The sequence below is a fragment of the Streptomyces sp. Ncost-T10-10d genome (genome assembly GCF_900091955.1).
In the GTDB taxonomy this organism is placed as follows: Bacteria; Actinomycetota; Actinomycetes; order Streptomycetales; family Streptomycetaceae; genus Streptomyces.
In genome coordinates, this window is sequence record NZ_FMDF01000219.1 from 1 (window position 1) to 20764 (window position 20764).

Annotated in this window: 19 protein-coding genes and 5 pseudogenes; 12 read left to right on the forward strand and 12 right to left on the reverse strand. The window is 69.5% G+C overall.

Going from position 1 to position 20764, the window contains the following annotated elements; genetic code table 11:
• Positions 1 to 28: 28 nt before the first annotated feature.
• Positions 29 to 1039, reverse strand: a complete 1011-nt coding sequence (locus GA0115254_RS38650; RefSeq protein ID WP_093899933.1) for a phage baseplate protein — start codon at positions 1037 to 1039, stop codon at positions 29 to 31.
• A gap of 80 nt (positions 1040 to 1119) precedes the next feature.
• On the reverse strand, positions 1120 to 1551 hold the full coding sequence (locus GA0115254_RS38655) for an SH3 domain-containing protein (RefSeq protein WP_093899934.1): 432 nt from the start codon (positions 1549 to 1551) through the stop codon (positions 1120 to 1122).
• A 646-nt stretch (positions 1552 to 2197) separates the two neighbouring features.
• Between GA0115254_RS38655 and GA0115254_RS38660 the strand changes: the two genes are divergently transcribed.
• Together GA0115254_RS38660 and GA0115254_RS38665 are read left to right on the forward strand one after the other, a co-directional pair.
• Positions 2198 to 2752, forward strand: coding sequence for a DUF2243 domain-containing protein (locus GA0115254_RS38660; RefSeq protein ID WP_093899935.1), 555 nt, complete (start codon positions 2198 to 2200; stop codon positions 2750 to 2752).
• An 11-nt stretch (positions 2753 to 2763) separates the two neighbouring features.
• Positions 2764 to 3600: a cytochrome c oxidase assembly protein gene (locus GA0115254_RS38665; protein ID WP_093899961.1), complete on the forward strand. Its 837-nt coding sequence runs from the start codon at positions 2764 to 2766 to the stop codon at positions 3598 to 3600.
• On the opposite strand, the gene GA0115254_RS45000 is transcribed toward GA0115254_RS38665, so the two are convergent.
• Positions 3581 to 3796: a hypothetical protein gene (locus GA0115254_RS45000; protein ID WP_176740462.1), complete on the reverse strand. Its 216-nt coding sequence runs from the start codon at positions 3794 to 3796 to the stop codon at positions 3581 to 3583. The two genes, GA0115254_RS38665 and GA0115254_RS45000, sit on opposite strands and share 20 nt — an antisense overlap.
• Positions 3797 to 4744: 948 nt before the next feature.
• Here GA0115254_RS45000 and GA0115254_RS38670 point away from each other — a divergent pair.
• The 4 genes from GA0115254_RS38670 to GA0115254_RS38685 all read left to right on the forward strand — a co-directional run bounded on the left by GA0115254_RS38670 (position 4745) and on the right by GA0115254_RS38685 (position 8553).
• Positions 4745 to 6247 carry a M4 family metallopeptidase gene (locus tag GA0115254_RS38670; protein WP_256103002.1) on the forward strand — a complete coding sequence of 501 codons (1503 nt, stop codon included), beginning with the start codon at positions 4745 to 4747 and terminating at the stop codon, positions 6245 to 6247.
• Positions 6248 to 6697: 450 nt separating this feature from the next.
• Positions 6698 to 6916 carry a helix-turn-helix domain-containing protein gene (locus GA0115254_RS46985; RefSeq protein WP_256102992.1) on the forward strand — a complete coding sequence of 73 codons (219 nt, stop codon included), beginning with the start codon at positions 6698 to 6700 and terminating at the stop codon, positions 6914 to 6916.
• Positions 6910 to 7881 carry a helix-turn-helix domain-containing protein gene (locus tag GA0115254_RS38680; protein WP_256102993.1) on the forward strand — a complete coding sequence of 324 codons (972 nt, stop codon included), beginning with the start codon at positions 6910 to 6912 and terminating at the stop codon, positions 7879 to 7881. Before GA0115254_RS46985 ends, GA0115254_RS38680 begins: the two co-directional genes overlap by 7 nt.
• A 114-nt stretch (positions 7882 to 7995) precedes the next feature.
• The gene (locus tag GA0115254_RS38685) at positions 7996 to 8553 is read left to right on the forward strand and encodes a hypothetical protein (protein ID WP_256102994.1); all 558 of its coding nucleotides are present in this window, start codon (positions 7996 to 7998) and stop codon (positions 8551 to 8553) included.
• A 141-nt stretch (positions 8554 to 8694) separates the two neighbouring features.
• On the opposite strand, the gene GA0115254_RS38695 is transcribed toward GA0115254_RS38685, so the two are convergent.
• Positions 8695 to 9546 carry an NmrA/HSCARG family protein gene (locus GA0115254_RS38695; RefSeq protein WP_093899937.1) on the reverse strand — a complete coding sequence of 284 codons (852 nt, stop codon included), beginning with the start codon at positions 9544 to 9546 and terminating at the stop codon, positions 8695 to 8697.
• A 203-nt stretch (positions 9547 to 9749) separates the two neighbouring features.
• Here GA0115254_RS38695 and GA0115254_RS38700 point away from each other — a divergent pair.
• A pseudogene (locus GA0115254_RS38700) lies at positions 9750 to 10486 on the forward strand (LLM class flavin-dependent oxidoreductase); the annotation flags it as partial.
• 75 nt (positions 10487 to 10561) lie between these two features.
• Here the strand turns inward: GA0115254_RS38700 and GA0115254_RS48050 are convergent.
• The 5 genes and pseudogenes from GA0115254_RS48050 to GA0115254_RS38720 all read right to left on the reverse strand — a co-directional run.
• Positions 10562 to 10750: pseudogene (locus tag GA0115254_RS48050) on the reverse strand (hypothetical protein); the annotation flags it as partial.
• Between the two features lie 32 nt (positions 10751 to 10782).
• Positions 10783 to 11502 (reverse strand): annotated as a pseudogene (locus GA0115254_RS48055) (ATP-binding cassette domain-containing protein); the annotation flags it as partial.
• Between the two features lie 107 nt (positions 11503 to 11609).
• Positions 11610 to 12083, reverse strand: a complete 474-nt coding sequence (locus GA0115254_RS38710) for an ATP-binding cassette domain-containing protein (protein WP_256102995.1) — start codon at positions 12081 to 12083, stop codon at positions 11610 to 11612.
• A 142-nt stretch (positions 12084 to 12225) separates the two neighbouring features.
• Positions 12226 to 12567 carry a GNAT family N-acetyltransferase gene (locus GA0115254_RS38715; protein ID WP_093899939.1) on the reverse strand — a complete coding sequence of 114 codons (342 nt, stop codon included), beginning with the start codon at positions 12565 to 12567 and terminating at the stop codon, positions 12226 to 12228.
• A gap of 22 nt (positions 12568 to 12589) precedes the next feature.
• Positions 12590 to 13513, reverse strand: coding sequence for a pirin family protein (locus GA0115254_RS38720; protein ID WP_093899940.1), 924 nt, complete (start codon positions 13511 to 13513; stop codon positions 12590 to 12592).
• A gap of 93 nt (positions 13514 to 13606) precedes the next feature.
• Here GA0115254_RS38720 and GA0115254_RS38725 point away from each other — a divergent pair, with 93 nt between their 5' ends.
• Positions 13607 to 14107, forward strand: coding sequence for a carboxymuconolactone decarboxylase family protein (locus GA0115254_RS38725; protein ID WP_093899941.1), 501 nt, complete (start codon positions 13607 to 13609; stop codon positions 14105 to 14107).
• Between the two features lie 15 nt (positions 14108 to 14122).
• Here GA0115254_RS38725 and GA0115254_RS47000 read toward each other — a convergent pair whose 3' ends face one another.
• The 3 genes and pseudogenes from GA0115254_RS47000 to GA0115254_RS45005 all read right to left on the reverse strand — a co-directional run bounded on the left by GA0115254_RS47000 (position 14123) and on the right by GA0115254_RS45005 (position 16703).
• On the reverse strand, positions 14123 to 14533 hold the full coding sequence (locus GA0115254_RS47000; protein WP_370741019.1) for a DUF1275 family protein: 411 nt from the start codon (positions 14531 to 14533) through the stop codon (positions 14123 to 14125).
• Between the two features lie 16 nt (positions 14534 to 14549).
• Positions 14550 to 15251: pseudogene (locus tag GA0115254_RS47005) on the reverse strand (amidohydrolase family protein); the annotation flags it as partial.
• A 168-nt stretch (positions 15252 to 15419) separates the two neighbouring features.
• Positions 15420 to 16703, reverse strand: coding sequence for a vanadium-dependent haloperoxidase (locus GA0115254_RS45005; protein WP_176740463.1), 1284 nt, complete (start codon positions 16701 to 16703; stop codon positions 15420 to 15422).
• Between the two features lie 959 nt (positions 16704 to 17662).
• On the opposite strand from GA0115254_RS45005, the gene GA0115254_RS38740 reads away from it, so the two are divergent.
• The 4 genes and pseudogenes from GA0115254_RS38740 to GA0115254_RS47010 all read left to right on the forward strand — a co-directional run.
• Positions 17663 to 17917 (forward strand): hypothetical protein, encoded by a 255-nt coding sequence (locus GA0115254_RS38740; protein WP_093899944.1) that lies wholly within the window; start codon positions 17663 to 17665, stop codon positions 17915 to 17917.
• Positions 17918 to 18100: 183 nt separating this feature from the next.
• Entirely contained in the window at positions 18101 to 18445 is a 345-nt protein-coding gene (locus GA0115254_RS45010; RefSeq protein WP_218105613.1) for a transposase, read from the forward strand.
• Between the two features lie 559 nt (positions 18446 to 19004).
• Positions 19005 to 20021, forward strand: coding sequence for a proline racemase family protein (locus GA0115254_RS38750; RefSeq protein WP_093899946.1), 1017 nt, complete (start codon positions 19005 to 19007; stop codon positions 20019 to 20021).
• 35 nt (positions 20022 to 20056) lie between these two features.
• Positions 20057 to 20131 (forward strand): annotated as a pseudogene (locus GA0115254_RS47010) (FAD-dependent monooxygenase); the annotation flags it as partial.
• Positions 20132 to 20764: the final 633 nt, after the last annotated feature.

Below are 20764 nucleotides of genomic sequence, written 5' to 3' on the forward strand. Positions count from 1 at the left end.
CGCAGGGTGGCCACACGCACGGCCGGATTCATCGGGCGATCGGCTTGTAGTACAGAGAGAAGGTGCGGTCCGAGGGCGGGCCCTGGGTGAAGCCAAGGCACAGCCAGGGCCCGCCCCGGCGCAGTACAGCCAGGCCCTCCGGCTCGCGCGGGTAGAGCCCCCTCGCAGTGTGGTCCAGCACCCGCTGCACCACGCGGCCGGTACGCACGTCGATACGGAACAGACGGACGTCGCCGGCCGATCCGGCGGGGTTGTCAGCGCCGTATCCGTGGCCGAGCACCTGGTAGGCGTACGGGCCGTACAGCGCCATGCCCTGGAAGGGGAGCCCCAGTTCGGCGCCGGGCTGAGCGAAGCCGGTGACCGGCCGGAAGTCCCCGGCCGCGAACTGTTTGAGCCCGTACACCCCGTAGCGCGGTACGCCGCCCACCTTGTACCGCAGCAGCAGCTGGTCGTGCGCCGGGTCGAGGGTCACCTGGTTATTTGTGGAGCCGGGGAGCGGGCGATGCGTGGCAATCCTGTGGCCGGCGCGGGTCAGCACCCGGCCCGCGGTGAAGGTGAAGCGGCAGATGCCGCGGCCGTACCCGGAGGCCGGTTGTGCGTCCCACTCCGTCCACAGAGCGCCGGCGCGGCGGGCCGTGTCCTCCACGCCGAGGGCGCTGCCGTGGCCGAAGCCCAGCAGGTACATATCGCCGGTGAGCGCGCCGCCCATGGTGAGCCGGTTCAGGCACATGTCGCCGCGGGCCGCGCGCTCGGCATGGGTGTACGCGCGCGGCTCGCCCGGCAGCCGGACGCCGCCCTCCATGACCTGGAGCGCGTACATGTGGCCGTGCCGCTCGTCGAAGGCGAAGGACTGCAGCACCGTGGAGTGGTGCAGCCGTACACCCCGGATCCACGGCTTGCCCGCCGGCGCCAGGCTGGCCGGCTGAGCCTTCGGCTGGGCTTCTGCCCTGCCGGCGGGGAATGTGGCGGTCAGTGCGACCGCAGCCCCGAAGCCGAGGACGGCTCTGCGGCCCGGACTGGATGGAAAGGAAAGGGACATGGGGGGGTCTCCTCGCTTGCTCGTGAGCTTTGTGGAACGGGCCCGCCCGCCCCGTGAGCGGGACGGGCGGGCACAGCTGCTCAGCACCAGGGGATGGCGCCCACGTTGCGGACGTAGCGGGCGGAGACGTAGCCCTTGCTGTAGGAGAGCTTGTACCAGCGGTGGTTGCCGTGGACGTTGCGCCCGTACTTCTTGCAGGAGATGTGGACCGTGCTGGCGGGACGCAGCGAGCCGATGACCCGGTACCCGGTGCCCGGGCCGGAGCGGATCCTGAGCGGCATGTGGCGGGTTACCACCCGGCCCCGGACGTAGCGGGTGCCGGCAACGGGCCGGGTCGTGGAGTGGCTGGGTGCCCACAGCTGGGGCGGGGCCGTGCGTCGGTGGGGCATCTGCTGGTGAGGCGCCGTGTGCCGCTGCTGCGCGGCGGCGGTGTCGGCGGAGACGACTGCAGCGGGCAACACCGCGATCGCCGCAATCGCGGCCACGAGGCTGCGCTGAATCGTGCGATTCATGGACTCTCCTATGAGGGTGTCTTCAGGATCGGCTGAGTGAGACCCTGTGTCGCTCAGCGTTTCCTGGCCGTCGGACAAAGATTCCGTCCCACGCGTTTCCGGGAGAAAATGGGACGTCCCACCCGAGGGGACGGTTGAGTCTCAGCCGCCGTCGACGGGGAGAGCCAGCCCCACTTCCCGCCAGGCTGCGGATGACGGCCCCGTCGGGGTGGGCGGTGACCAGTTGTTCGATCTCGTCTTCCAGCGCCTTGAGGCGGGCCTTGCCGGCCGTCGGCTCGTCGACGAGTTCGCGGATGAGTTCGGCGGTGCGCCGTTTGCCGCGAGCGCACGGCGAAGCTGCCCCGATGACGTTCACGGCATGGCCGGCTCGTCCGCGGGCAACTCCCGGGAACCAGGTGCGGGACGAGCCGGACGTGGGCGACCATGCCGACGACCTCGACCAGGGCCTGGGCGAAGCTCACGGGCCGCGGCCGGGATCGGATGCTCGGCAACGCCGGTCTCGCCCACAAGCACGACCCGAGCGCGCCGTTCCTCGAATGGCGGTGTCATTCGGCCGAAAGGACGCCCGTTCGTGATGGGCAGATCAGGCCGGGAACGTATTGGTTCAGGCTCACGTATCCGAAGGACAGATCAGACGGGACAGGCGATGGCCACCACCACCGGTGAGACACGAGAGGGCACGCTGCCCAGGAGCATCCAGTTGCCGGGAATCGTGCTGGGGGTGGGGCTCGGCGGATTCGTCGATGGCATCCTGCTCCACCAGCTCCTCCAGTGGCACCACATGCTCACCAGCACCAACCACGACCGCATCGGCGTGAAGTACTACCCCGCGAACACGGTCTCCGGTCTGGAGATGAACACCGTGTGGGACGGCATCTTCCACGCCATCTGCTGGGTCGCGGTCATTCTGGGCCTGGGCATCCTGTACTCCCGGGTCACTCACCAGCGTCGCCGAGTGTGGACCTCCCGGGTGCTGTGGGGGTGGATCCTGGTCGGGTGGGGCCTGTTCAACATCGTCGAGGGTCTCCTGGACCATCAGATCCTCGGCATTCACCACGTCCACGGCGGTCCCCACCAGATCTGGTGGGACATGGGCTTCCTGCTCCTGGGCCTCCTCATGATCATCGGCGGCTACCTGCTCCAGCGCAGCGGCCGACCCTTCGACCCCGACGCCACCGAGCAGCCCGCCCTGCATGCCTGATGGACGTCGACATGCATCACCACATGCACGACCATGGCGCAGGTAGCGGTCTGTGGGAGACGCTGCTGCCCCCAGCTGCAGTCATCCTGCTTGCCGCCGCCTACCTTCTCCTCGCAGGCCGGGCCCGGCAGCGCAATCCTGTCCAGGGCTGGAGACACCGGCGGACTGCGAGCTTCCTGACCGGATGCGCCCTGCTGGCCGGAGCAATGCTGCCACCGCTGGCCCCCTTCGCCCACGGCGACTTCCGTGGACACATGGCCCAGCACGTGCTCATCGGCATGTACGCCCCTCTGGCCCTGGTGCTCGGCATGCCGGTCACCCTGCTGCTGCGCACCCTGCCTGCCGCCCGCGTCCGCGCGCTGATGGGCGTTCTGCACAGTCGCCCGGCCAGAGTGCTCGCCCACCCGGTCACCGCCCTGGTCCTGAGCACCGGCACCCTCGCGCTCTTGTACTTCACTCCGCTGTACAACGCGACCATGAACCAGCCCGTACTGCACTGGCTGATGCACGCCCACTTTCTCTTGTCCGGCTGCCTGTTCGCCTGGATCACCGCCGGCCCCGACCCCGCCCCGACCCGGCCCGGCGTTCCCACCCGGCTCGTCGTCCTCGGGATCGCCGTCGCGGCGCATGCCACGATTTCCCAGCTGATCTACGGCGGCTTCCTCATCAACGTTCACGCGCCCATCGACCAGGTCCGAGGCGGCGCGGAGATCATGTACTACGGCGGCGACATCGCCGAACTCCTCCTCGCCGCAGCCCTCGTCACCACTTGGCGGCCCACCCGCCACCGGCGCCAGGGTGCTGAACGGCCGGTGCCCAGTGGCGTGGTCAGGACTGGCGCCGGCTGACCCGGCCCGTCGCACCGATTCCACGGGCGTCGGTGGTCACCCGGCTCCTGGTATCGGCCGGATGAAGCAGCCCCAAGTCCGGCGGCCCGGCGTCTCCGGCGTCGTCGCCTTCGACGACGCCGGGTTTGAAGCCGTCCTGCTGGTTACTGTGGTTCTTGTGCACGTGTCGGGCTTCGGGATCGACGGTGGAGACCATCCGGTTCGCCGCGGTGTCCCGGGTGATGCGCCAGCGGCCGTCGCGGCCGTCGGAGTCCTGCGCCGGTTCAACGTTGGGCGGCTCGCCAAGCCTGGCGATATTGCCAACACCATGGTCGTACGACGTCGTGGGCCGGTTGGCGAAGGGACCTCGGGAACTGGCGCGAGGAGGACATGGCAGAGTTCCTGCCCAGTCGGGTAGGCGCGAAGCCTGGGGAGCTGATGCCGGTGGCGACGGCCACGACTGGGGAAGCGATATTCCTTCGCGTTCCCGATGAGCCCTAGGCGTTGCGGAGCCTTGTGGCATGCGATAACGCCGAGCTCGCTCACCGAGCGAGGGAAACGTTGGGCGAATGACGGCTGCCAGGCTGCTCCAAGCCGCGCAGTCGACCGACGGGGACTCACTACCGGTTCTCAACGTGGTTGTCGGGCCCGGCTCGTGAGTGGCTGTGGTCACCTCGCCCAAAGCCGATATCACAGGTGGTGGACTGCTCTCGAAGGGACGACTGTCGCGCAGGAGTGCCCACAGGGCGTTCACGCGGCCGCGAGCGAGGGCGATGACAGCCTGCCGAGGGCCCGGACGGGTACCGCCCCGCTGAGGGCGGCCTATGCCCGCCCCGCGAACACACCCGCCGCGAACAGGCGACACAGACAGTCGCTGCCGGGGGCCCGGCCGGCCCCAACGGGATCCTTGCCCGCCTTCGCCCGAGCGGGTTTGAACCCGGGCCGTTCTGCTCAAGTACATTGCGAACAGCTACAGATGACCGAATAGCGAACACGGGGCCACCTTCTTCGGACAAGTTCTGGTCAAAAGGTTGACGGGCCACTGTCAATGATTCGCCGATCGGTGCAACTCTCTCCGCGCCCCCCTCACGAAACGTGTGTGCCGAGTGAAGGAGACCGAGTGAGAATCGCTCTGCGTGCTGCCGCGATCGCTGCGTCCGCCGCCATGGTGGTCGTCGGAGTACAAGCAGGTTCGGCAGGCGCCGCCCCGGACCGTGCGGCCGGAGCCACCGCCCTACCGCTCAGCGCCTCTCAGCGCGCCGCGGCCATCAAGGAGGCCCAGGCCGGGGCCGCTTCCGTCGCCGCGGAGATCAAGCTGGGGGGCAAGGAGAAGCTCGTCGTCCGCGATGTCATCAAGGACGCCGACGGCACCGTCCACACCCGCTACGAGCGCACCTACGACGGACTGCCCGTACTCGGTGGCGATCTGGTCACCCACGCCAGGAAGGACGGCTCCATCAAGGGGGTGTCCAAGGCTACTGACGCCAAGATATCCGTGGCGTCGACGATCGCCGCGACCGCCGCCAAGTCCGACGCCCGGCAAGTGATCTGGGCCGCCACAGGCAAGCCCGCGCTGGCGTACGAGAGCGTGGTCAAGGACACCCAGGCCGATGGGACGCCCAGCGAGCGCCATGTCATCACCGACGCCACCAGCGGCAAGGAGCTCTACTCCTACGAGGCCATCGACACGGGGTCCGGCACCAGCCAGTACAGCGGCACCGTCGCCCTCGGCACCACGGCCTCCGGGTCCGGCTACAACCTGACCGACGGCGCTCGCGGCGGCCACACCACGTACGACCTGAACGGCGGCACCAGCGGCACCGGGACCCTCTTCACCGACGCCGACGACAACTGGGGCAACGGTCTCGCGACCAACCGTCAGACGGCCGCGGTCGACGCACACTACGGTGCCGCCACGACCTGGGACTTCTACAAGAACGAGCTGGGCCGCAACGGCATCGCGGGCGACGGCAAGGCCGCCTACTCCCGGGTCCATTACGGCAACGCGTACGTCAACGCCTTCTGGTCCGACAGCTGCTTCTGCATGACGTACGGCGACGGCGCGGGCAACGTCAAGCCGCTCACCTCGCTGGATGTCGCCGGTCACGAAATGAGTCACGGTCTGACCGCGTCCACCGCCGGGCTGAAGTACAGCCGTGAGTCGGGCGGCCTCAACGAGGCGACCAGTGACATGTTCGGCACGGCGGTCGAGTTCTACGCCGGCAACAGCAGCGACGTCGGCGACTACCTCATCGGCGAGAAGATCGACATCAACGGCAACGGCACCCCACTGCGCTACATGGACAAGCCGAGCAAGGACGGCGGCTCGGCCGACTACTGGTCGAGGACAGTCGGCCGACTCGACGTCCACTACTCGTCCGGGCCTGCCAATCACTTCTTCTACTTGCTGTCCGAGGGCAGCGGCGCGAAGACGATCAACGGTGTCTCATACAACTCGCCGACCTCCAACGGCTCCACCGTCACCGGAATCGGACGCGCCAAGGCCGTCCAGATCTGGTACAAGGCGCTCACCACGTACATGACGTCGTCCACCGACTACGCCGCGGCGCGAGTCGCTACGCTGAAGGCGGCGACCGATCTGTACGGGGCGGGCAGCGCGGAGTACTCGGCCGTCGCTGCCGCATGGTCCGGGATCAACGTCAACTAGTACGCCCGGCAGGTCCGATTCCGTGGAACGCCACGCGCCGCGCACATGCTCCGCAACGCCGGAGATGTGCGCGGCGCTTCGGCGTGCGGAGTCCGTCACCACCACGGATACCCCGCCGAACAGCGGACACAAGCGCATTCCACAGGGGCAGGAAGTGGTCAAAAAAATGTGAGACATCGGACGGCGTGCGGCGCAGTACTTGACCGTCTTGGATGATTGTCCGTTGTCCTCCATGCCCGTGGCCCGAACGGGCCGCGCGCCGCCCGGGTGGACCGCCTGGGCGAGGATACCGCCGTCCTGCCAGGTGCCGACCGGGTCCTGCTGCTGCGGATCAAGACCTTCATCCGCTGGCACCTGTCGGACTCCGGTCTGCCCCCGAGCCGTCGCCCAAGCCCATGGCATCTCTGCCAGATATCTGCACCGACTGTTCGAGACCGAGGACACCACCGTGTGCCAGTGCATCCGCGCGAGCTGCGGCTGCACGAGTGCCGTAGGGAACTCGTCGCACGGGCAACGGGATCGGTCAGCCTGGGCCAGGTCGCGCGACGCTGGGGCTTCACCAGTCCCGCCCGGTTCAGCGGGGCCTTCTACAACTCCTTCGGCCCGTCTCCCACGGACTGGCTCGACCGGGAGCGTGCCAGCCGTGGGACGGGAGAAATGCCGTGCTGACCGGATTACTGACTATTCCCGGCCAAGGGGCGTCTTTCTCCACCCGGAGCCTCGCTCCCAGGGACCGCACCGCCGCGTGGGAACGCGCGCTGTCACAGGTCTTCGTGGGGCTGGAGGTCGCCGTGGAGGGCGGCCGTCCGTGGGTGGGCGAGCTGACTGCCGAGCGCCTGGGCGCGCTCCAGATCGCCACCGAGGAGTTCGGCCCGGGAACGATCCTGCGCAGCGCCCGCTCGGTGGCCGCAGATCCCAGCACCCACATCCTCGTACGTCTGCAACTGGACGGCACCGCAATGCTGTTGCAGGACGGCCGCACCGCCGAACTCCGGCCCGGCAGCCTGGCGTTCCACGACGCGCGGCGCCCGTACCGGATCGTGCTGCCCACGCGGCAGCGGGCCCGGATCCTCATGATGCCCCGCGCCCTGCTCCGGCTGGAGGAAGGACAGCTGGCCGCCCTGACAGCAACCGTGGTGGACGACGCCGGGGAGGGAGCAGCGGCTTTGCTGCTGCCGCTGCTGTGCGGGCTCGTCGACGAGATCACGCGGACCCCTGCGACCAGACGCGACCACCTCGCCCGCATCGCGGTGGAGATCCTGGCCACTCTGGCTCTGGAGCAGGCCAGCAGCCGGCCCGCGCCTGCGCTGTGGGAGCGGATCACGGCATTCGCCCAGGTCCGGTTGCAGGACCCCGGACTCATCCCTCAGAGCATCGCCGACCAGCACGGCATCTCCCTGCGCTACCTGCATCGGCTCTTCCAGTTGCAAGGCACCACCGTCAACGCCTGGGTGCGGACGAGGCGGCTCGAGTCGGCGCGTGAGGAACTCGCCCGGGCCGGCGCGGCCCACAGGTCGATCGCGGCGATGGCCGCCCGCTGGGGTTTCACCAACCCCTCCCACTTCAGCCGGACGTTCCGCGAAACGTATGGGATGTCGCCGGTGCAGTGGCGCGCTGCGCACCTGGGGACCTGACACCCGGCCGGCACCGTTCCCGGAATGGCAAGCCCCCGGGCGCTGCCGGCATGATCGCTCCCGCGCTCGGCGCCTAGCTTTCGCTGTATGCGGTTCCTGCGGAAAGGAACGGAAATGAAGCGCAGAGCGATGGCGTGGATGCTGCCCGCCTTCATGGTGGCACTGAGCGTGGTGGGATCCGGGGTACCGCCCTCGGCTCAGGACGAGGCGGCCGCTGCGCCGGCTTCGGCCACGGCGATAGGTCCCCAGTACGACACCACGCACGTCTATGTCACCCCCGGAGCGGTGGACGCGTTCGTCGCCGGCTGGGGCACGACCTTCGGCGGCACCCACAGGGCCACGATCCTCACGACCGTCACGCCGACGCCCAGCAAGACCGAGTCGGAACTGGTGATGTTGCCCGTCGGCAACCTATCCGTGTTCGACTTCGGGACGCCCGCCCCGTACCCGTTCGGCGCCGAATGGACGGGCTGGCTCATGAGCGACTTCGACAAGGGGCGTCCGACTGGCCAGGCTGGTGGGCCGCCGTCCCCGAGCTGGGGCCCACCATGGGTGATCAGACAACTGCGGGCACCAACGATTTCGACCCCGACGCCTTTCCGGTCGTGCCGGTCCGGACCTTCGAGGAGCTGCGCGTTGCCGAGGTCTTCCGTGCGCCCGGCCGGACCCTGACGGATGCCCATGCCACAAGCCCGGATCCGCAGCAGCGATTGCGGCGCGAGTTCGCCCCATCGCGTGAACGCGTGAGATCCGGACCGGCCCGGCTCGCACGGGCGTGCTCGTGAGATCCGGGCCGGTAGGCGGACGGCAGGTTCAGCGGGCGCTCGCCCAGGTGCGCCGCGCCCAGTCGGCGAAGCCGGTCCAGCGGATCTCCGGGTGGGCATCGTGGAGCGCGGGGATGTCGACGCGGTAGCCGGGGCCGTTCAGAAACGTCCACATCGCGTGCATGTCCGGATTGCCGATGGACGTCAGCGGTACGCGCTCATGGCGTACTTCCCGTCCCAGCGCGGCACCGAGCGCAGCCGCCATCTGTGCCGGAGTGGGGGCGTCGGAGGCCAGTTCGATACGCCGCCCGACATACGGAGCAGGGTTGAGCAGCACTTCCGCCGCGAACGCGCCGAGGTCGGGGCGGGCGAGCTGCTGCAACGGCCGATCGGGCGGCAGCGGCAGATCGAGAACACCGTCGAGGATGCGTTCCGCTCCGCCGAGTGCGTTGTCGAAGAAGTACGTCGGCCCCAGGATTGTGTATGGCACATCACCCACGGTCAGTTCCGCCTCGATGCGAGCCTTGCTCTCGAAGTGCGGTACGCCGCTGTCCTGGTCGGCCCCGGCGACCGAGCTGAATACGAGATGCGGGACGCGCTCCTGCGCCGCGGCGGAGAGGATGGCACGCCCCTGGCCCACCTCCGCCTCGACACCGGCCTCGAATGGCGTGGTGAACGCGAAGACACCGGCCACCCCCTTCATGGCCGCGGCGAGCGACCCGCGATCGCTCAGGGAACCCGCCATCACGTCGACGTCTCGGCCGGCCAGTTTCTGCGCGGAACTGCGACCGGGGTCGCGGACCAGCGCCCTGATCCGGGCCCCGCGGGCCAGCAGGGCGTCGATCACGGCCCTGCCCTGTCCACCGGTTGCTGCAAGCACCAACACCGGTTCATCAGCCATCGAAGAACTCCTCTCCCAGCAGAGGGCACCGGATCGGCAGCCGGCCCCAGTGGTCATCATCCGTGCCGGACGACGGCGCCCGGCGCCGACGCGCGGGAGCAGGGCACTGGAGGGCATGTCCCGGTGCGCTCACAGTCACGACGGTCGTGCACCCGGCGCCTGGCGTTCCCCACCGCACACGATTGCCGGAAGAAGAAGGACCCATGCAGTTCGGCATCTTCACGGTCGGGGACGTGACCATCGATCCGACCACAGCCCGCACTCCGTCGGAGCATGAACGCATCAAGGCGATGGTCGACATCGCGCTCAAGGTGGAGGAGGTGGGCCTGGACGTCTTCGCGACCGGTGAGCACCACAACCCGCCGTTCGTACCGTCGTCCCCGACCACGACGCTCGGTCACATCGCCGCCCGCACCGAGAAGCCGACCTGTCCACCGCCACGACCCGGATCACCATCAACGACCGGTGAAGATCGCCGAGGACTTCGCGATACTCCAGCACCTCGCGGACGGCCGGGTGGACCTGATGCGGGGGCGCGGAAACACCAGCCCCGTCTACCCCTTGGTTCGGGCAGGGAATCCGGCAGGGCATTGCGCTCGCACGAGACAACTACGCGCTGCTGTACTGGCTGTGGCGCGAGGACGTGGTCGACCGGGAGGGAAAGTTCCGTACCCCGCTGCAGTCCTTCACCCCGACCCCGCGCCCGCCGGACGGCGTACCGCCCTTCGTCAGGCACGGCTCCATCCGCTCCCTGAGGGTCGCCGACCAGGCGGCCTACTTCGGCGACGGCTTCCTCCACAACAACATCTTCTGATCGGCCGAGCACACGCGGCGGATGGTCCGGCCGTACCGGAGGCGGTACGCCCACTACGGTCACGGCCGCCCCGAGGAGGGCACCGCCGATCTCGGCGGTCAGGCCTTCATGCGGAGGGAACAGCGCGTCCAGCAGAGCCTCGGCGGTGGGCCGGTCCAGGCCGGCGGTGGGCTCGTCCAGCAGGAGCACCGGGGGGCGCCGCAACACGGCGCGTGCGATCGCGAGGCGCCGCCGCCGCCCCTGGGACCAGACGCCCGCCGGGGCCCACCGGGGTGTCGAGCGGCAGCGCGGAGAGACCGACCACTTCCTGTACGGCCCGCAAGGCGGCGGTGTCGGCCGAGGGGGGCGGCTTGACGGAGGTTGGCCGCCACCGTGTCGTCGGCCAGCCAGTCGTCGGCTTCCACCAGGGTGACCGTCTCGGCGACGACCCGGGCCGGCAGGTCGTGCACCGGCGTGCCGTCGAGGAGGACCGTGCCGACAGGGGCCGGTATCCGTCCGGCGAGCTGTCCGAGCAGCGTCGACTTCCCGCTGCCGTTGGGGCCGGTGACCAGCACCAGGCCGGGGCCGGACAGGGTCGTGGAGAGGGGTGCAGGCGAGCCGGGAAGCGGCATTCCGTCTGTTTCCAGGACGTGTGAGGTCGGCCGCTGCCGACCCGCGGGTGGCTCCTCGGCAGCGAGGGGCGCGAGGCGTCCGGCCGCTCCGCCCGCCTGGGTCAGCAGGTGCAGCAGCCGGGGTAGCCGCTCCAGCAACTCCCACCCAGCGACCATCAGCAGCACCTCGCCCACCACGGAGGCGACCGGCTGAGCCGGGGCCGCGCACAGGGCGATCACCAGCACCGAAGCCTGGCCGACGGCGGCCAGCAGGCGCAGCGCCGGACGTCCCAGCCGTTCGGCTCGGGCGGCGGCCCACTCGGCGGATTCGACAGCCGCCATCGCGGCCGTCGCCGACCGTCGCGCCTGCAGTACGGCGTCCAGGCAGCGCAGTTCGTCGAAGGCGGCCCGGCTGCCGAGCAGCACGGTATGGAGCTCGGACCTGGCCTCGGCAGCGGTGCCCAGATGGGCTCGTGCGCGGCGGTGGGCTCGCCGGGCGCAGACCGGCCCGGCCGCCCAGACGACCAGCTCGGCTGCCCCCAGGAGCGGCATCGCCCACAGCAGCAGGATCTCGATCAGGCACGCGGTGGTGACGGCCGCCGCGAGCGGTGCGCAGACGTTCGCGGGCAGACCCGCGGCGGTCTCCACGGCACAGGTCGTCAGAAACGTCCGGACACGCCGAGGAGCGCGGCACCGCCGAGTTCGGCCGCGATGGCCAGCAGCGTGCCGGTCAGCAGGGCGCGGCGCGGAGCCGCCATGCGCAGCAGACGCCAGGCGCCGCTCCCGTTCATCGGACTCTCCCGTGCCTCAGTGTGATGACCTGGTCCGCCAGCGGCAGCAGTGCCGGACTGTGGGTGGCGAGCAGGACCGTACGGTCGCGGGCCAGCCGACAGGACCCGCGCTTCAGCCTCCGGGTCGAGGCGCGCGGTGGGTTCGTCCAGGCACATAAGGGGCGCGTCCCGCAACAGCGCCCGGACCAGAGCCAGTTGCTGGGACCGGCCGGAGGACAGGCCGGCGCCGCGTTCGCCGAGCGGTGTGTCCAGGCCCTGGGGCAGCGCGGTCAGAAGGTCTTCGAAGCCGAGGGAGACGATGGCGCCGAGCAGGTCGTGGTCGCTCGCGGTGGGCCGGGCCATCACACGGGTCACCTCGCCGGTGTCGGCGGGGACATCGGTGTGCTCAAGGCTGTCCGTGGTCGCACATACTCCTCGTGATCACACCGCGCCCGTCCACACTTTGCGCCTTGCTCGGCCAGCTCGAGCTGTTTGTTCGGTGGCGTCAGCGTCCCAGCTGGGCGTCGAGCCACGTGAGGACCTCGGGGGTCACGGGGTCGGTGATGTCGGTGAACTCCTGGTGCTTCTTGAGGAACTCGGCCACGTACGGGCAGACGGGGACGATCCGCATCCCGGAGGCGCGGACGTCGGTCAGGGCCTGCTCGACGAGGATCGCGGCGAGTCCCTGGCCGGCGTGGGCGTCGTCGATCTCGGTGTGGAAAAAGACCCGCCGGTCGTCGCGGTCGCGGTAGGCGGTCAGGCCGGCGCGCTTGTCGTCGACGAGGATCTCGTAGCGGTGGCGGGCGTCGACGCGACGGACGAGGGGGGTAGTGCTCTGCGCGCTCATGACGGTCCTTTCGGTGGCGGGGTCAGTGGTGGGAGGGGTTCTTGCGGGGTGCGATGACGGCGTTCGGCAGGGCGGGGGCGGGCAGCCGGTCGCCGGGGTAGCCGTCGACGCTGCCGAAACGGTCGGAGGCCCGCTCCCATTCCTCCCGCGCCTCGACGATGTCCTGGTGGCTGCGGCCGATGAAGTTCCACCACATGACAATCTCTTCCCCGAACGGCGTGCCGCCGAGCAGGACCGCCCGTGCGCGGTGGTCGGAGGCGTTGGTGAGGGTGAGTGTCGTCCGCCCCGTGGCCACGTAGCCGAGTTCGGCCGGGTGGAGGACCGTGCCGGCGAGGTGGACGTCGCCTTCGTCGACGAGCAGGCCGTGTTCGAAGGCCGGGTCGATGTCGAGGGCGACGGTGGCACCGGGGTCGAGGAGGAGTTCGGCGCCGAGGAGCGGGGTGAAGGTGCGGACGGGGGAGGTCTCGCCGGCCAGTGTGCCCAGGAAGACCCTGAGTTCGGCGCCGTCGACGCGGAGCGGCTCAGGGGCATGGTGCTGGAAGTCGCGAGGGGCGTGGCGGTGTTCGTCGGGGAGGGCCACCCAGAGCTGGACGCCGTGCAGGACGGTGGTGTCGGGTGTGGAGACCTCCGTGTGGCTGATGCCGTGCCCGCCGGTCATGAGATTGATCTCTCCGGGCCGTACGAAGGCGTGGGTGCCCAAGCTGTCGCGGTGCTCGATCTCGCCGGTGAAGAGCCAGCTCACGGTCTGCAGTCCGGTGTGCGGGTGAGGGGCGACGTCCATGCCGCCGGAGTCGGCGACCAGGTCGGGGCCGTAGTGGTCGGCGAAGCACCAGGCCCCGATGAGCGTCCGGGCCCGCTGGGGCAGTGTGCGGCGTACGGTCATGGCGCGCGGGCCGCCCAGCGGGACGTCCCGGGCCGTGAGGACCTCGACCTCTGTGACACCCATCTCCCGACCCCTCTCAATGTAGTTTCTATTTCAACTATCATGGACGATGATAGCCGTGACGACAACGCCCGGCAACAAACGAAGGAGCACAGGGTGAGCGAGACGGTACAGGTCACGGCAGCCCTCCGGCCCACCGGACGGATCCACCTCGACAAGCAGAGCCCCACCGCGTACCAGGCACTGGTGAAGACAGCCGATGTCGTCCGTACCACCGCCGCCGATGCGGGTCTCGACCGGATCCTGGTCGAGCTGGTCAACCTCCGCGTCTCCCAGCTCAACGGCTGCGCCTACTGCCTCGACGTGCACATCCGGGCCGCGCTGCGGGCCGGTGAGACCACCCGGCGCCTCGGCGTGCTCGCCGCCTGGCGCGACACCGAACTCTTCACCGCCCGCGAGCGCGCCGCCCTCGCTCTTGCCGAGGCCACCACCCACCCCGCCGACGCCCTCGCCCAGGAGCGGGCGTACGCCGAGGCCCACGAGGCGCTGAGCGACGACGAGCTGTCCGCCGTGATCTGGGTGGCCATCACCATCAACGCCTTCAACCGGGTGTCGATCCTGAGCAAGCACCCGGTACGGGAGACTCCCTCCCGCTGAAGCGCATGACCCGGCTCACGGCGCGGCGGCCCACCCCGCACCCGGGACCGAGGGTCGCCACAGAACCGCCGCGCCCGTGGCGAGCAGTGCCAGCGCCACCGCCAGAACGAGGGAGATCCCGATCTTCAGGAGCACGGCTCCGGCGAGGGCGCTCAGGAACATCGCCAGCACGGACAGGATCCGTCGGCCGGGCCGGGGCGCCGCTCCGCCGGTCGGGCCGGAGTCGGCGGCGAGCCCGATGAGCGTGAGGGTGAGCACGGTCGTCGACAGGTCGGGGACGCCGAGCCGCCGGACGACCGCGTTCTGCAGCCGCATCACGAGGCCGAGGAGCACGATCAGGGTGTACCGGACGGCGGTCCCCACCTTGTCGTGCCCCGCGACGGTCGTGCCGAGCGCCCCGGCGAACAGCACCACCTGTACGGTCATGGCCGAGGCGAGCAACCGGCCTCGGTGCATGGCGGACCCGCCACCGCAGATGCTCGCCGGCCTCGCCGACGACCTCGCCGATCAACTCGGCCTGGCGGACGCCGCCGAGGCGCGCGAGGTCGGCGGACCGGTAGCCACCGAAGTGCGCGACCGGGCTCCAGGCGGGGGTCACGAGCGGCAGTTCCTCGTCGAGGCCCTCGTACTCGCCGGCGGCGTACACGATGCGGCCTCCCACGACCGTGAGCAGGGACTCGATGTGAGGGATCACGGGCTCCGGCACAGTGAAGTAGTCCTCGGAGAAGACCGCGAAGTCGCCCAGGTACCCCGGGCGCAGGACGCCCTTGACGTCCTGTTCGCCGGTGAGTTCCGCGCCCGCCGCGGTGAACATTGCGAGCGCGGTCTGCCGGTCGACCCGGTTGGACGGCGGGCGGACGAGGACGTCGCCGACGGTGCGGCCGGAGACCAGCCAGTGGAGAGCGACCCGGGGGTTGTACGTGGAGACGCGGGTGGCGTCGGTGACGGCGCCGACGGTCAGTCCGCGCTCCAGCATGGCCCGGATCGGCGGCGCGGCGGCGGCGCCGATGCCGTAGCGGCGGACGAAGGCATCGCCCTGGAACGACAGCCGGTTCTGCACCGACAGCGCGCCGCCGTGCGCGGCGATCCGATCCAGGCTGTCCTCGGTGACGGTCTCGGCGTGGTCGAAGAGCCAGCGGTTGCCGTTGTTTCGGCTCGGGGTGACGGTGTATTTCTGGCAGTGCTTCAACCGCCCCACGACGTCTGGCGTGGCCGAAGCACAATGTTCGGGCCAGCTGTACCCGATACGCTGGGTACAGCTGGCTTTTGGCCACAGCCATGCGGTGCGTCGACGCTGCACGGGTGCGGGAAGTCAGATGTGTTGCGCCACGAAATCGGCGACCTGCGTGCCGAGTTGTTGGCCTGCCCGGTTGTCGATGGAGGTGTGCTGGCCGGTCCATATCCGGCTGAGCCACGCTTCGGTGGCGGCGCGTTGGAAGCCGGCGAAGGTTCGGGTGACCCCCTTCGACGTGACCACGAGGTGGTGCTGCGCACCGTAGAACCTGGTGAGCGTCGTTGCCGCCGCCTGGCTGAGAGCGCCGTGGGCGGCGGGGTAGGACGGATCCGGGGCGGTCGGCAGCAGGGGGGTCCAGTTGGGATCGCCGGCGATGCGCGGGTTGTAGTGCGTACCACCGAGCCGGAGGGCGGTCACGGGCCGCCATACGCGGTAGGTGTACTTGGCGTCGTACATCGCGATCGCGGTGTCGGCGAGGGACAGGTTGAGCTGGGCGAAGACCTTCACCGCCTTCTCCAGGCTTGCGTGCTGGGAGGTGACGAGGCCCTGCGCGATCTGATTCCAGACGTTCCAGACGGGCGCTGCCGCCCAGAACTTCCCGGCTGCGGTCTGATCGGGGGTGCGGGTGGTACTGGTCTTTCTTCCCAGGCTCTTGACCTCATTCAAGGCTGCGGCGTACTCGGCGGTGCTGACGGCCGGCGGCGGCGCCGGGCGGAACTGGCTTCCTTTGGCAAGCACGAACGGCTTGACCGAGCCCCAGTTGGTGAACACCGGTGTGGGGAAGTCGGGCGGTGTGGCCCGGTAGCCGCCGGCGACGTTCCGGGGACTGAACGGCGGCGGCTTGGTCGAGGACCCATCATGGGATCGCAGGCTGATCAGCCTGCGGGCGACCTCGGCTCCCACGCGAATGCCCGCCTGCTTGCCGGGGCCGTTGGGAATCGCGGACAACTGGCTGCTCAGCCGTCGGTCCACGCTTGCGCGCTTGGCCGGGTACAGGGCCACCAGCACATCGTGGGCTGCTTGGTCCGCTGCGGCGTCTGCACGGGCTCCTCGCGGCGCCGACACCGAGAACAAGTAGGCAGGGCCGGCCCGGGTGACCGATACCACCGCGTCGTACTCGGCAGCCTGAAGGAGCGCGAAGCTGCGCGTGGGGTGGATGGTGGGCGGTTGGGCCTTCGGATCGCTCAGGACGGTGATGAGCTCACGGTTCCACTCCACGACCGACATCCCAGAGGGCCCGGTGGCGGCGCGCAGGGTTGGGGAGTGAGCAGGTGTGGTGGTGGGCCCGAGGGCCAGGCCAGTGAGTCCGGCTGTCAGCGCAGTTCCGGTCAGTGCAGCCAGTATCTTGTGCTTTCCGTCCATATGCTGTGGCTCCCTGTGGTGGGTGGTGGGCTGGGGCAACCGGTGGTCATACACTTCGACCACGTGGGCCGCTTCGGGCCAGACGGTCAACGGGCACCACTGAGCGAGAGGGGAGTCCGCAGCGTGTGCCGCAAGGAAGTACTCCGGGCGCCTGATGCGGAGTCCGACTGGGACATGAAGCCAGTTCCGTCTGCCTGAGTCCCGTGCTGGGGCGGTCGTTGGAGTATCGCGACCGGACTCACCGGGGGTACCGGCCCTTGAGGCGGCACGCGTCACCCGTGCCCATGTTTCGAGGGGTTGACCGGGCGCGAGTGGTCCTGCAACCTGATCACCTCTTTGCGTCATCAAGGTCGCTTGCCAGATACAGCCTGCGGGTTCCCGAAGCACGCCGCAACTCCGGTCTGTGGCCATCTGGCTACAGTCGGCTGCGCCGGTTGCTGGTCGGTGCCCGACGAGCCCCGCCTTTCGCACTGGTGCGACGGTGAGGTCAAAGCGCCGCATACGGCCGCTTCCCCCGGCACGAGCCAGCGGCCGGTTGCCCGCAGAGCGCGCAGCGGAGAAACGCTTGGGTCGGAGACGGGCATGGTTGGTCCGTAGGCCCTTCGCAGAGGCCTGCCTCCGACGTGGTGGCCGTAGACGAAGCAGATGGCCGCCCCGGCAGAGGCCGCGGTCACCGCGGCCGCGATTGTGGTGAGCAGGCTGACGATGAGGCGGTCTCCCTGCTTGCCGTCGCATGAGGACCGCCGGGCCGGTTGTCGACCCGCGCAGGGTCTCATCCATACGCAGGGAGTGCAGCCGCCCCATGGCGGTGAGCATCCGGGCGAAGTCGGCCCGCCCGTCCGGCGCGGGCAGGGGCAGGGACCGGGTGCCCGTGGCGGGGCCCTGGTTGCCACGCACGCTGACCGTCATCGTCCAGCGACCGGCGCTGGTCAGGGTGGCGGTGCCGGTGAAGCAGCCGGATGCTGCTGACCGGCGACGCGGCCTTTGTCGTCCGGCCGCACACCGCGGCCAGTGCGGAGAAGGCGGCCGCCGACGCCATTACCCTCTTCACCGCCCCGCAGCAGGTTCCGTCCCTTGATGGCGCCCTGCGGGCGTGGGAGAAGAACCGGCTCTCTGAAGGGACGGCCCTCTGCCAGCACGGCGTCGGCCTCGGACACCGGCTCGGCCTGGGCGGCCCCGCGACGCCCGCCTCCGCTGCCGGACCAACCGTCTGACGGCCGGGTACCGCAGGCGGGCCCTGGCACAAGGCCCGTCTGCCTGTCGCACGATCTGCCGGCCCGCGGGGCGACGTACCACTACTTCGCGAAGTGGCGGGACGACAGCATGGATCAGGCCATCAACGAGTTGTTGCGCTGCTCGGTTCGGGAGCGGGCCGGTCGATTGGAGGACCCGTCCCTGTGGTCCTGGACACCCGGAGTGTCCACGCCGCCGTGAACTTGCCCGCGGTGACGACCGGCAAGGACGCCGCGAAACGAGTACCGGGTCGCGAGCGCAGGATCGCCGTGGATGTGTTGGGCCTGGTCATCGCAGTGGTGGTGGTCGCGGCGAGTGCCCATGACAACGAGGCCGGTATCGCTCTGCTCGACACCGTCGCCGAACGGGCTCCCAGCACCGTCAAGGCCCTGGTCGATCAGGGCTTCGAACAGTCGGTCGTGCAGCACGGCCGCTCGCTGGGCGTGGATGTCGAGATCGTCGAGCGGAACCCGCAGGATTTCGGGTTGGTGCCGCAGCCGATGTGGTGAAGAGTGGAGCAGACCTTCGAGGTCTTGATGCTGCACCGGCGGCTCGTGTCGGGCCACGAGTCCCGGCCGGTCGCACCCGGCGGGGCCATCGAACGACCTGTGCGGCGATGCGCCCGGCTGCACCTGGTGCCGCCCCGTTCCAAGCGCATCCTCGACGGCGCTGCCGACCCGGACCAGGCCGCTGGCGGCGCACAGAGAGTCGCCCTCACCGTCTCTCACACGTGCGGCTGGACTGACTGGGCTACGGCAAGGGGCTCCTGCGATCAGGGCGAGGTCCGTTCTGAACCAGGCGAGGAAGTCCGTTCGCGTCGGCCGTCACCCATGTGGGCTTTTGGTAGTGGCTGTTGGCGTTCGCTGGGTAGCTCTGCAGAGAATCCCGGATGTGCCATTGCACTATGCCATGTCACATGGTTCACTCGCGGGCAATGAGGCCGGCTCGGGAGGTGTCGGGTGTCCACACGGTCGATCAGGGGGACCTTTGGCGCGCCGACCGACTACCCCTCTGTGCCCATGGCCTGACGGCCCGTCCCGTTGTCCCGTATCAGGATCGGACCCCACCATGACCACCACCGACATCCGCACCGTCGATTATCATGCAGGCGGTGAGCCGTTCCGGATCGTCACCGACGTGCCCGGCATCGCGGGCGACACCGTGGCAGACAAGCGTGTGAGCGCGATCTCCGATCCTGGGATCGACGGGCTGCGTGCCCTGCTGTGCTCCGAGCCCCGCGGCCACGCTGACATGTACGGCGGGTTCATTGTTCCGCCCAACGATGCGGGAGCCCATTTCGGTGTTCTCTTCTGGCACAAGGACGGGTTCTCGACCGCCTGCGGTCACGGCACCATCGCTCTCGGCGCGTGGGCGGTGCGTAGCGGCAGGGTTCCGATCGATCCCAGCGGGGTCACGGAGGTAGTGATCGACGTGCCCTCGGGGCGAGTCCGCGCCCGTGTGGCCACCGACGGCGACCGGGTCGTCAGCGTCGATTTCGTCAGTGTTGCCAGCTACGTCCTGCACGACGAGGTGGCGGTCCCGACCTCGCGCGGGGAGGTCCGGTGTGGGATCAGCTTCGGCGGCGCGATTTATGCTCACGTCCCGGCCGCAGCGGTCGGCCTCGACGTGAGTGTGGCCTCGCTTACCGCGCTGATCGAGCTGAGCCGCGAGATCAAGGGCTTCCTCAACCCCACCGCCTTCGCCGAGCACCCGCTCGACGACAGGCTGAGCGGTATCTACGGCGTCATCTATATCGACGACCAGGGGATCGGTCCGGACGGCAGCCTGCGGCAGCGCAATGTCACCGTGTTCGCCGACGGTGAGGTCGACCGTTCGCCCTGCGGGTCGGGCACCTGCTCGCGGGTTGCCGCGCTGCATTCCACCGGCCGGCTCAAGCCCGGCCAAGTGCTCGCTCATAGCTCGATCACCGAGGCGACCTGGCTTGCGCGGGTGCAAAGGACCACGCGCGAGGCAGGTCGGGAGGCTGTGGTGCCGGTGGTCACCGGCCGGGCGTACCAGACCGGCGAGCACCGGTTCATCGTCGACCCCGACGACGACATGGTTCCGGGTTTCGTGCTTCGATGAGGGGCAGTCACAAAGTCAGTGCTCTATGACAGTTGGTGACGCTGCTCGGCGACGCGGCCCATCCGATGCTGCCAATTATGGGGCAGGGCGTCGACCAGGCCGTTGAGGACGGGATGGGGACTGGCCTCGCTGCTGGAGGGGGTGAGTACCGTCGACGTGCCCCATGTCCTGGTCCGCTGCCAGACGCTGCGGCGTGACCGTGTGTCGGTGCAGTGTCCTTCGGCGATGAGGCGGAGCACGTCAATCTCGCGGGCGCCAGACCGCTGAAGTGCAGTCCCTGTGGGCGGAGCAGGTTCTCCTGCAGCGTGCCGACCTCTGACATGAGTGCTCCCAGCAGGCTGGGGGGCATGTAGCCGTCGCCTCGTGCCGCGGTCTGTATGACGTGGACCCGGTGCTCCGGTGTTGCCTCGCTGCGAGGTACGAATCCCGCCACCCCGCAGCCCACGGCCCTGAGCGCTGCCTGTTCCGAGAAGTCGGCCACGATGAGGACGGTGCGAGTGGTGCTGTTGCGCCGGGTACGGCGCAACAGCACCAGCACGTCGTCGCTGACGGTGTCGGCCACCCTGACGGTCACCTGCGGGTCATCGGAGGGATCGTCGCCTACTACAAGGTCGATCCCGGGGCGTGTCCGCAGGTGTGTGCGAACTCCCTCTTCGGAGACGGGGTCTCCGGCAAGAACCTTGACTGTGGTCCGGGTGCTGCTGGCAGGAGATCCGATAGTTCTTATTAGCGGCCTTGCTTCA

What these genes read in the sequence shown, in the direction of transcription:
- GA0115254_RS38650 (WP_093899933.1), bottom strand. Translation starts at nt 1,039, where the DNA reads ATGTCCCTTTCCTTTCCATCCAGTCCGGGCCGCAGAGCCGTCCTCGGC.
- GA0115254_RS38655 (WP_093899934.1), bottom strand. Translation starts at nt 1,551, where the DNA reads ATGAATCGCACGATTCAGCGCAGCCTCGTGGCCGCGATTGCGGCGATC.
- GA0115254_RS38660 (WP_093899935.1), top strand. Translation starts at nt 2,198, where the DNA reads ATGGCCACCACCACCGGTGAGACACGAGAGGGCACGCTGCCCAGGAGC.
- GA0115254_RS38665 (WP_093899961.1), top strand. Translation starts at nt 2,764, where the DNA reads ATGCATCACCACATGCACGACCATGGCGCAGGTAGCGGTCTGTGGGAG.
- GA0115254_RS45000 (WP_176740462.1), bottom strand. Translation starts at nt 3,796, where the DNA reads ATGGTCTCCACCGTCGATCCCGAAGCCCGACACGTGCACAAGAACCAC.
- GA0115254_RS38670 (WP_256103002.1), top strand. Translation starts at nt 4,745, where the DNA reads ATGGTGGTCGTCGGAGTACAAGCAGGTTCGGCAGGCGCCGCCCCGGAC.
- GA0115254_RS38685 (WP_256102994.1), top strand. Translation starts at nt 7,996, where the DNA reads ATGAAGCGCAGAGCGATGGCGTGGATGCTGCCCGCCTTCATGGTGGCA.
- GA0115254_RS38695 (WP_093899937.1), bottom strand. Translation starts at nt 9,546, where the DNA reads ATGGCTGATGAACCGGTGTTGGTGCTTGCAGCAACCGGTGGACAGGGC.
- GA0115254_RS38710 (WP_256102995.1), bottom strand. Translation starts at nt 12,083, where the DNA reads ATGGCCCGGCCCACCGCGAGCGACCACGACCTGCTCGGCGCCATCGTC.
- GA0115254_RS38715 (WP_093899939.1), bottom strand. Translation starts at nt 12,567, where the DNA reads ATGAGCGCGCAGAGCACTACCCCCCTCGTCCGTCGCGTCGACGCCCGC.
- GA0115254_RS38720 (WP_093899940.1), bottom strand. Translation starts at nt 13,513, where the DNA reads ATGGGTGTCACAGAGGTCGAGGTCCTCACGGCCCGGGACGTCCCGCTG.
- GA0115254_RS47000 (WP_370741019.1), bottom strand. Translation starts at nt 14,533, where the DNA reads ATGACCGTACAGGTGGTGCTGTTCGCCGGGGCGCTCGGCACGACCGTC.
- GA0115254_RS45005 (WP_176740463.1), bottom strand. Translation starts at nt 16,703, where the DNA reads ATGGACGGAAAGCACAAGATACTGGCTGCACTGACCGGAACTGCGCTG.
- GA0115254_RS38740 (WP_093899944.1), top strand. Translation starts at nt 17,663, where the DNA reads ATGCTGCTGACCGGCGACGCGGCCTTTGTCGTCCGGCCGCACACCGCG.
- GA0115254_RS38750 (WP_093899946.1), top strand. Translation starts at nt 19,005, where the DNA reads ATGACCACCACCGACATCCGCACCGTCGATTATCATGCAGGCGGTGAG.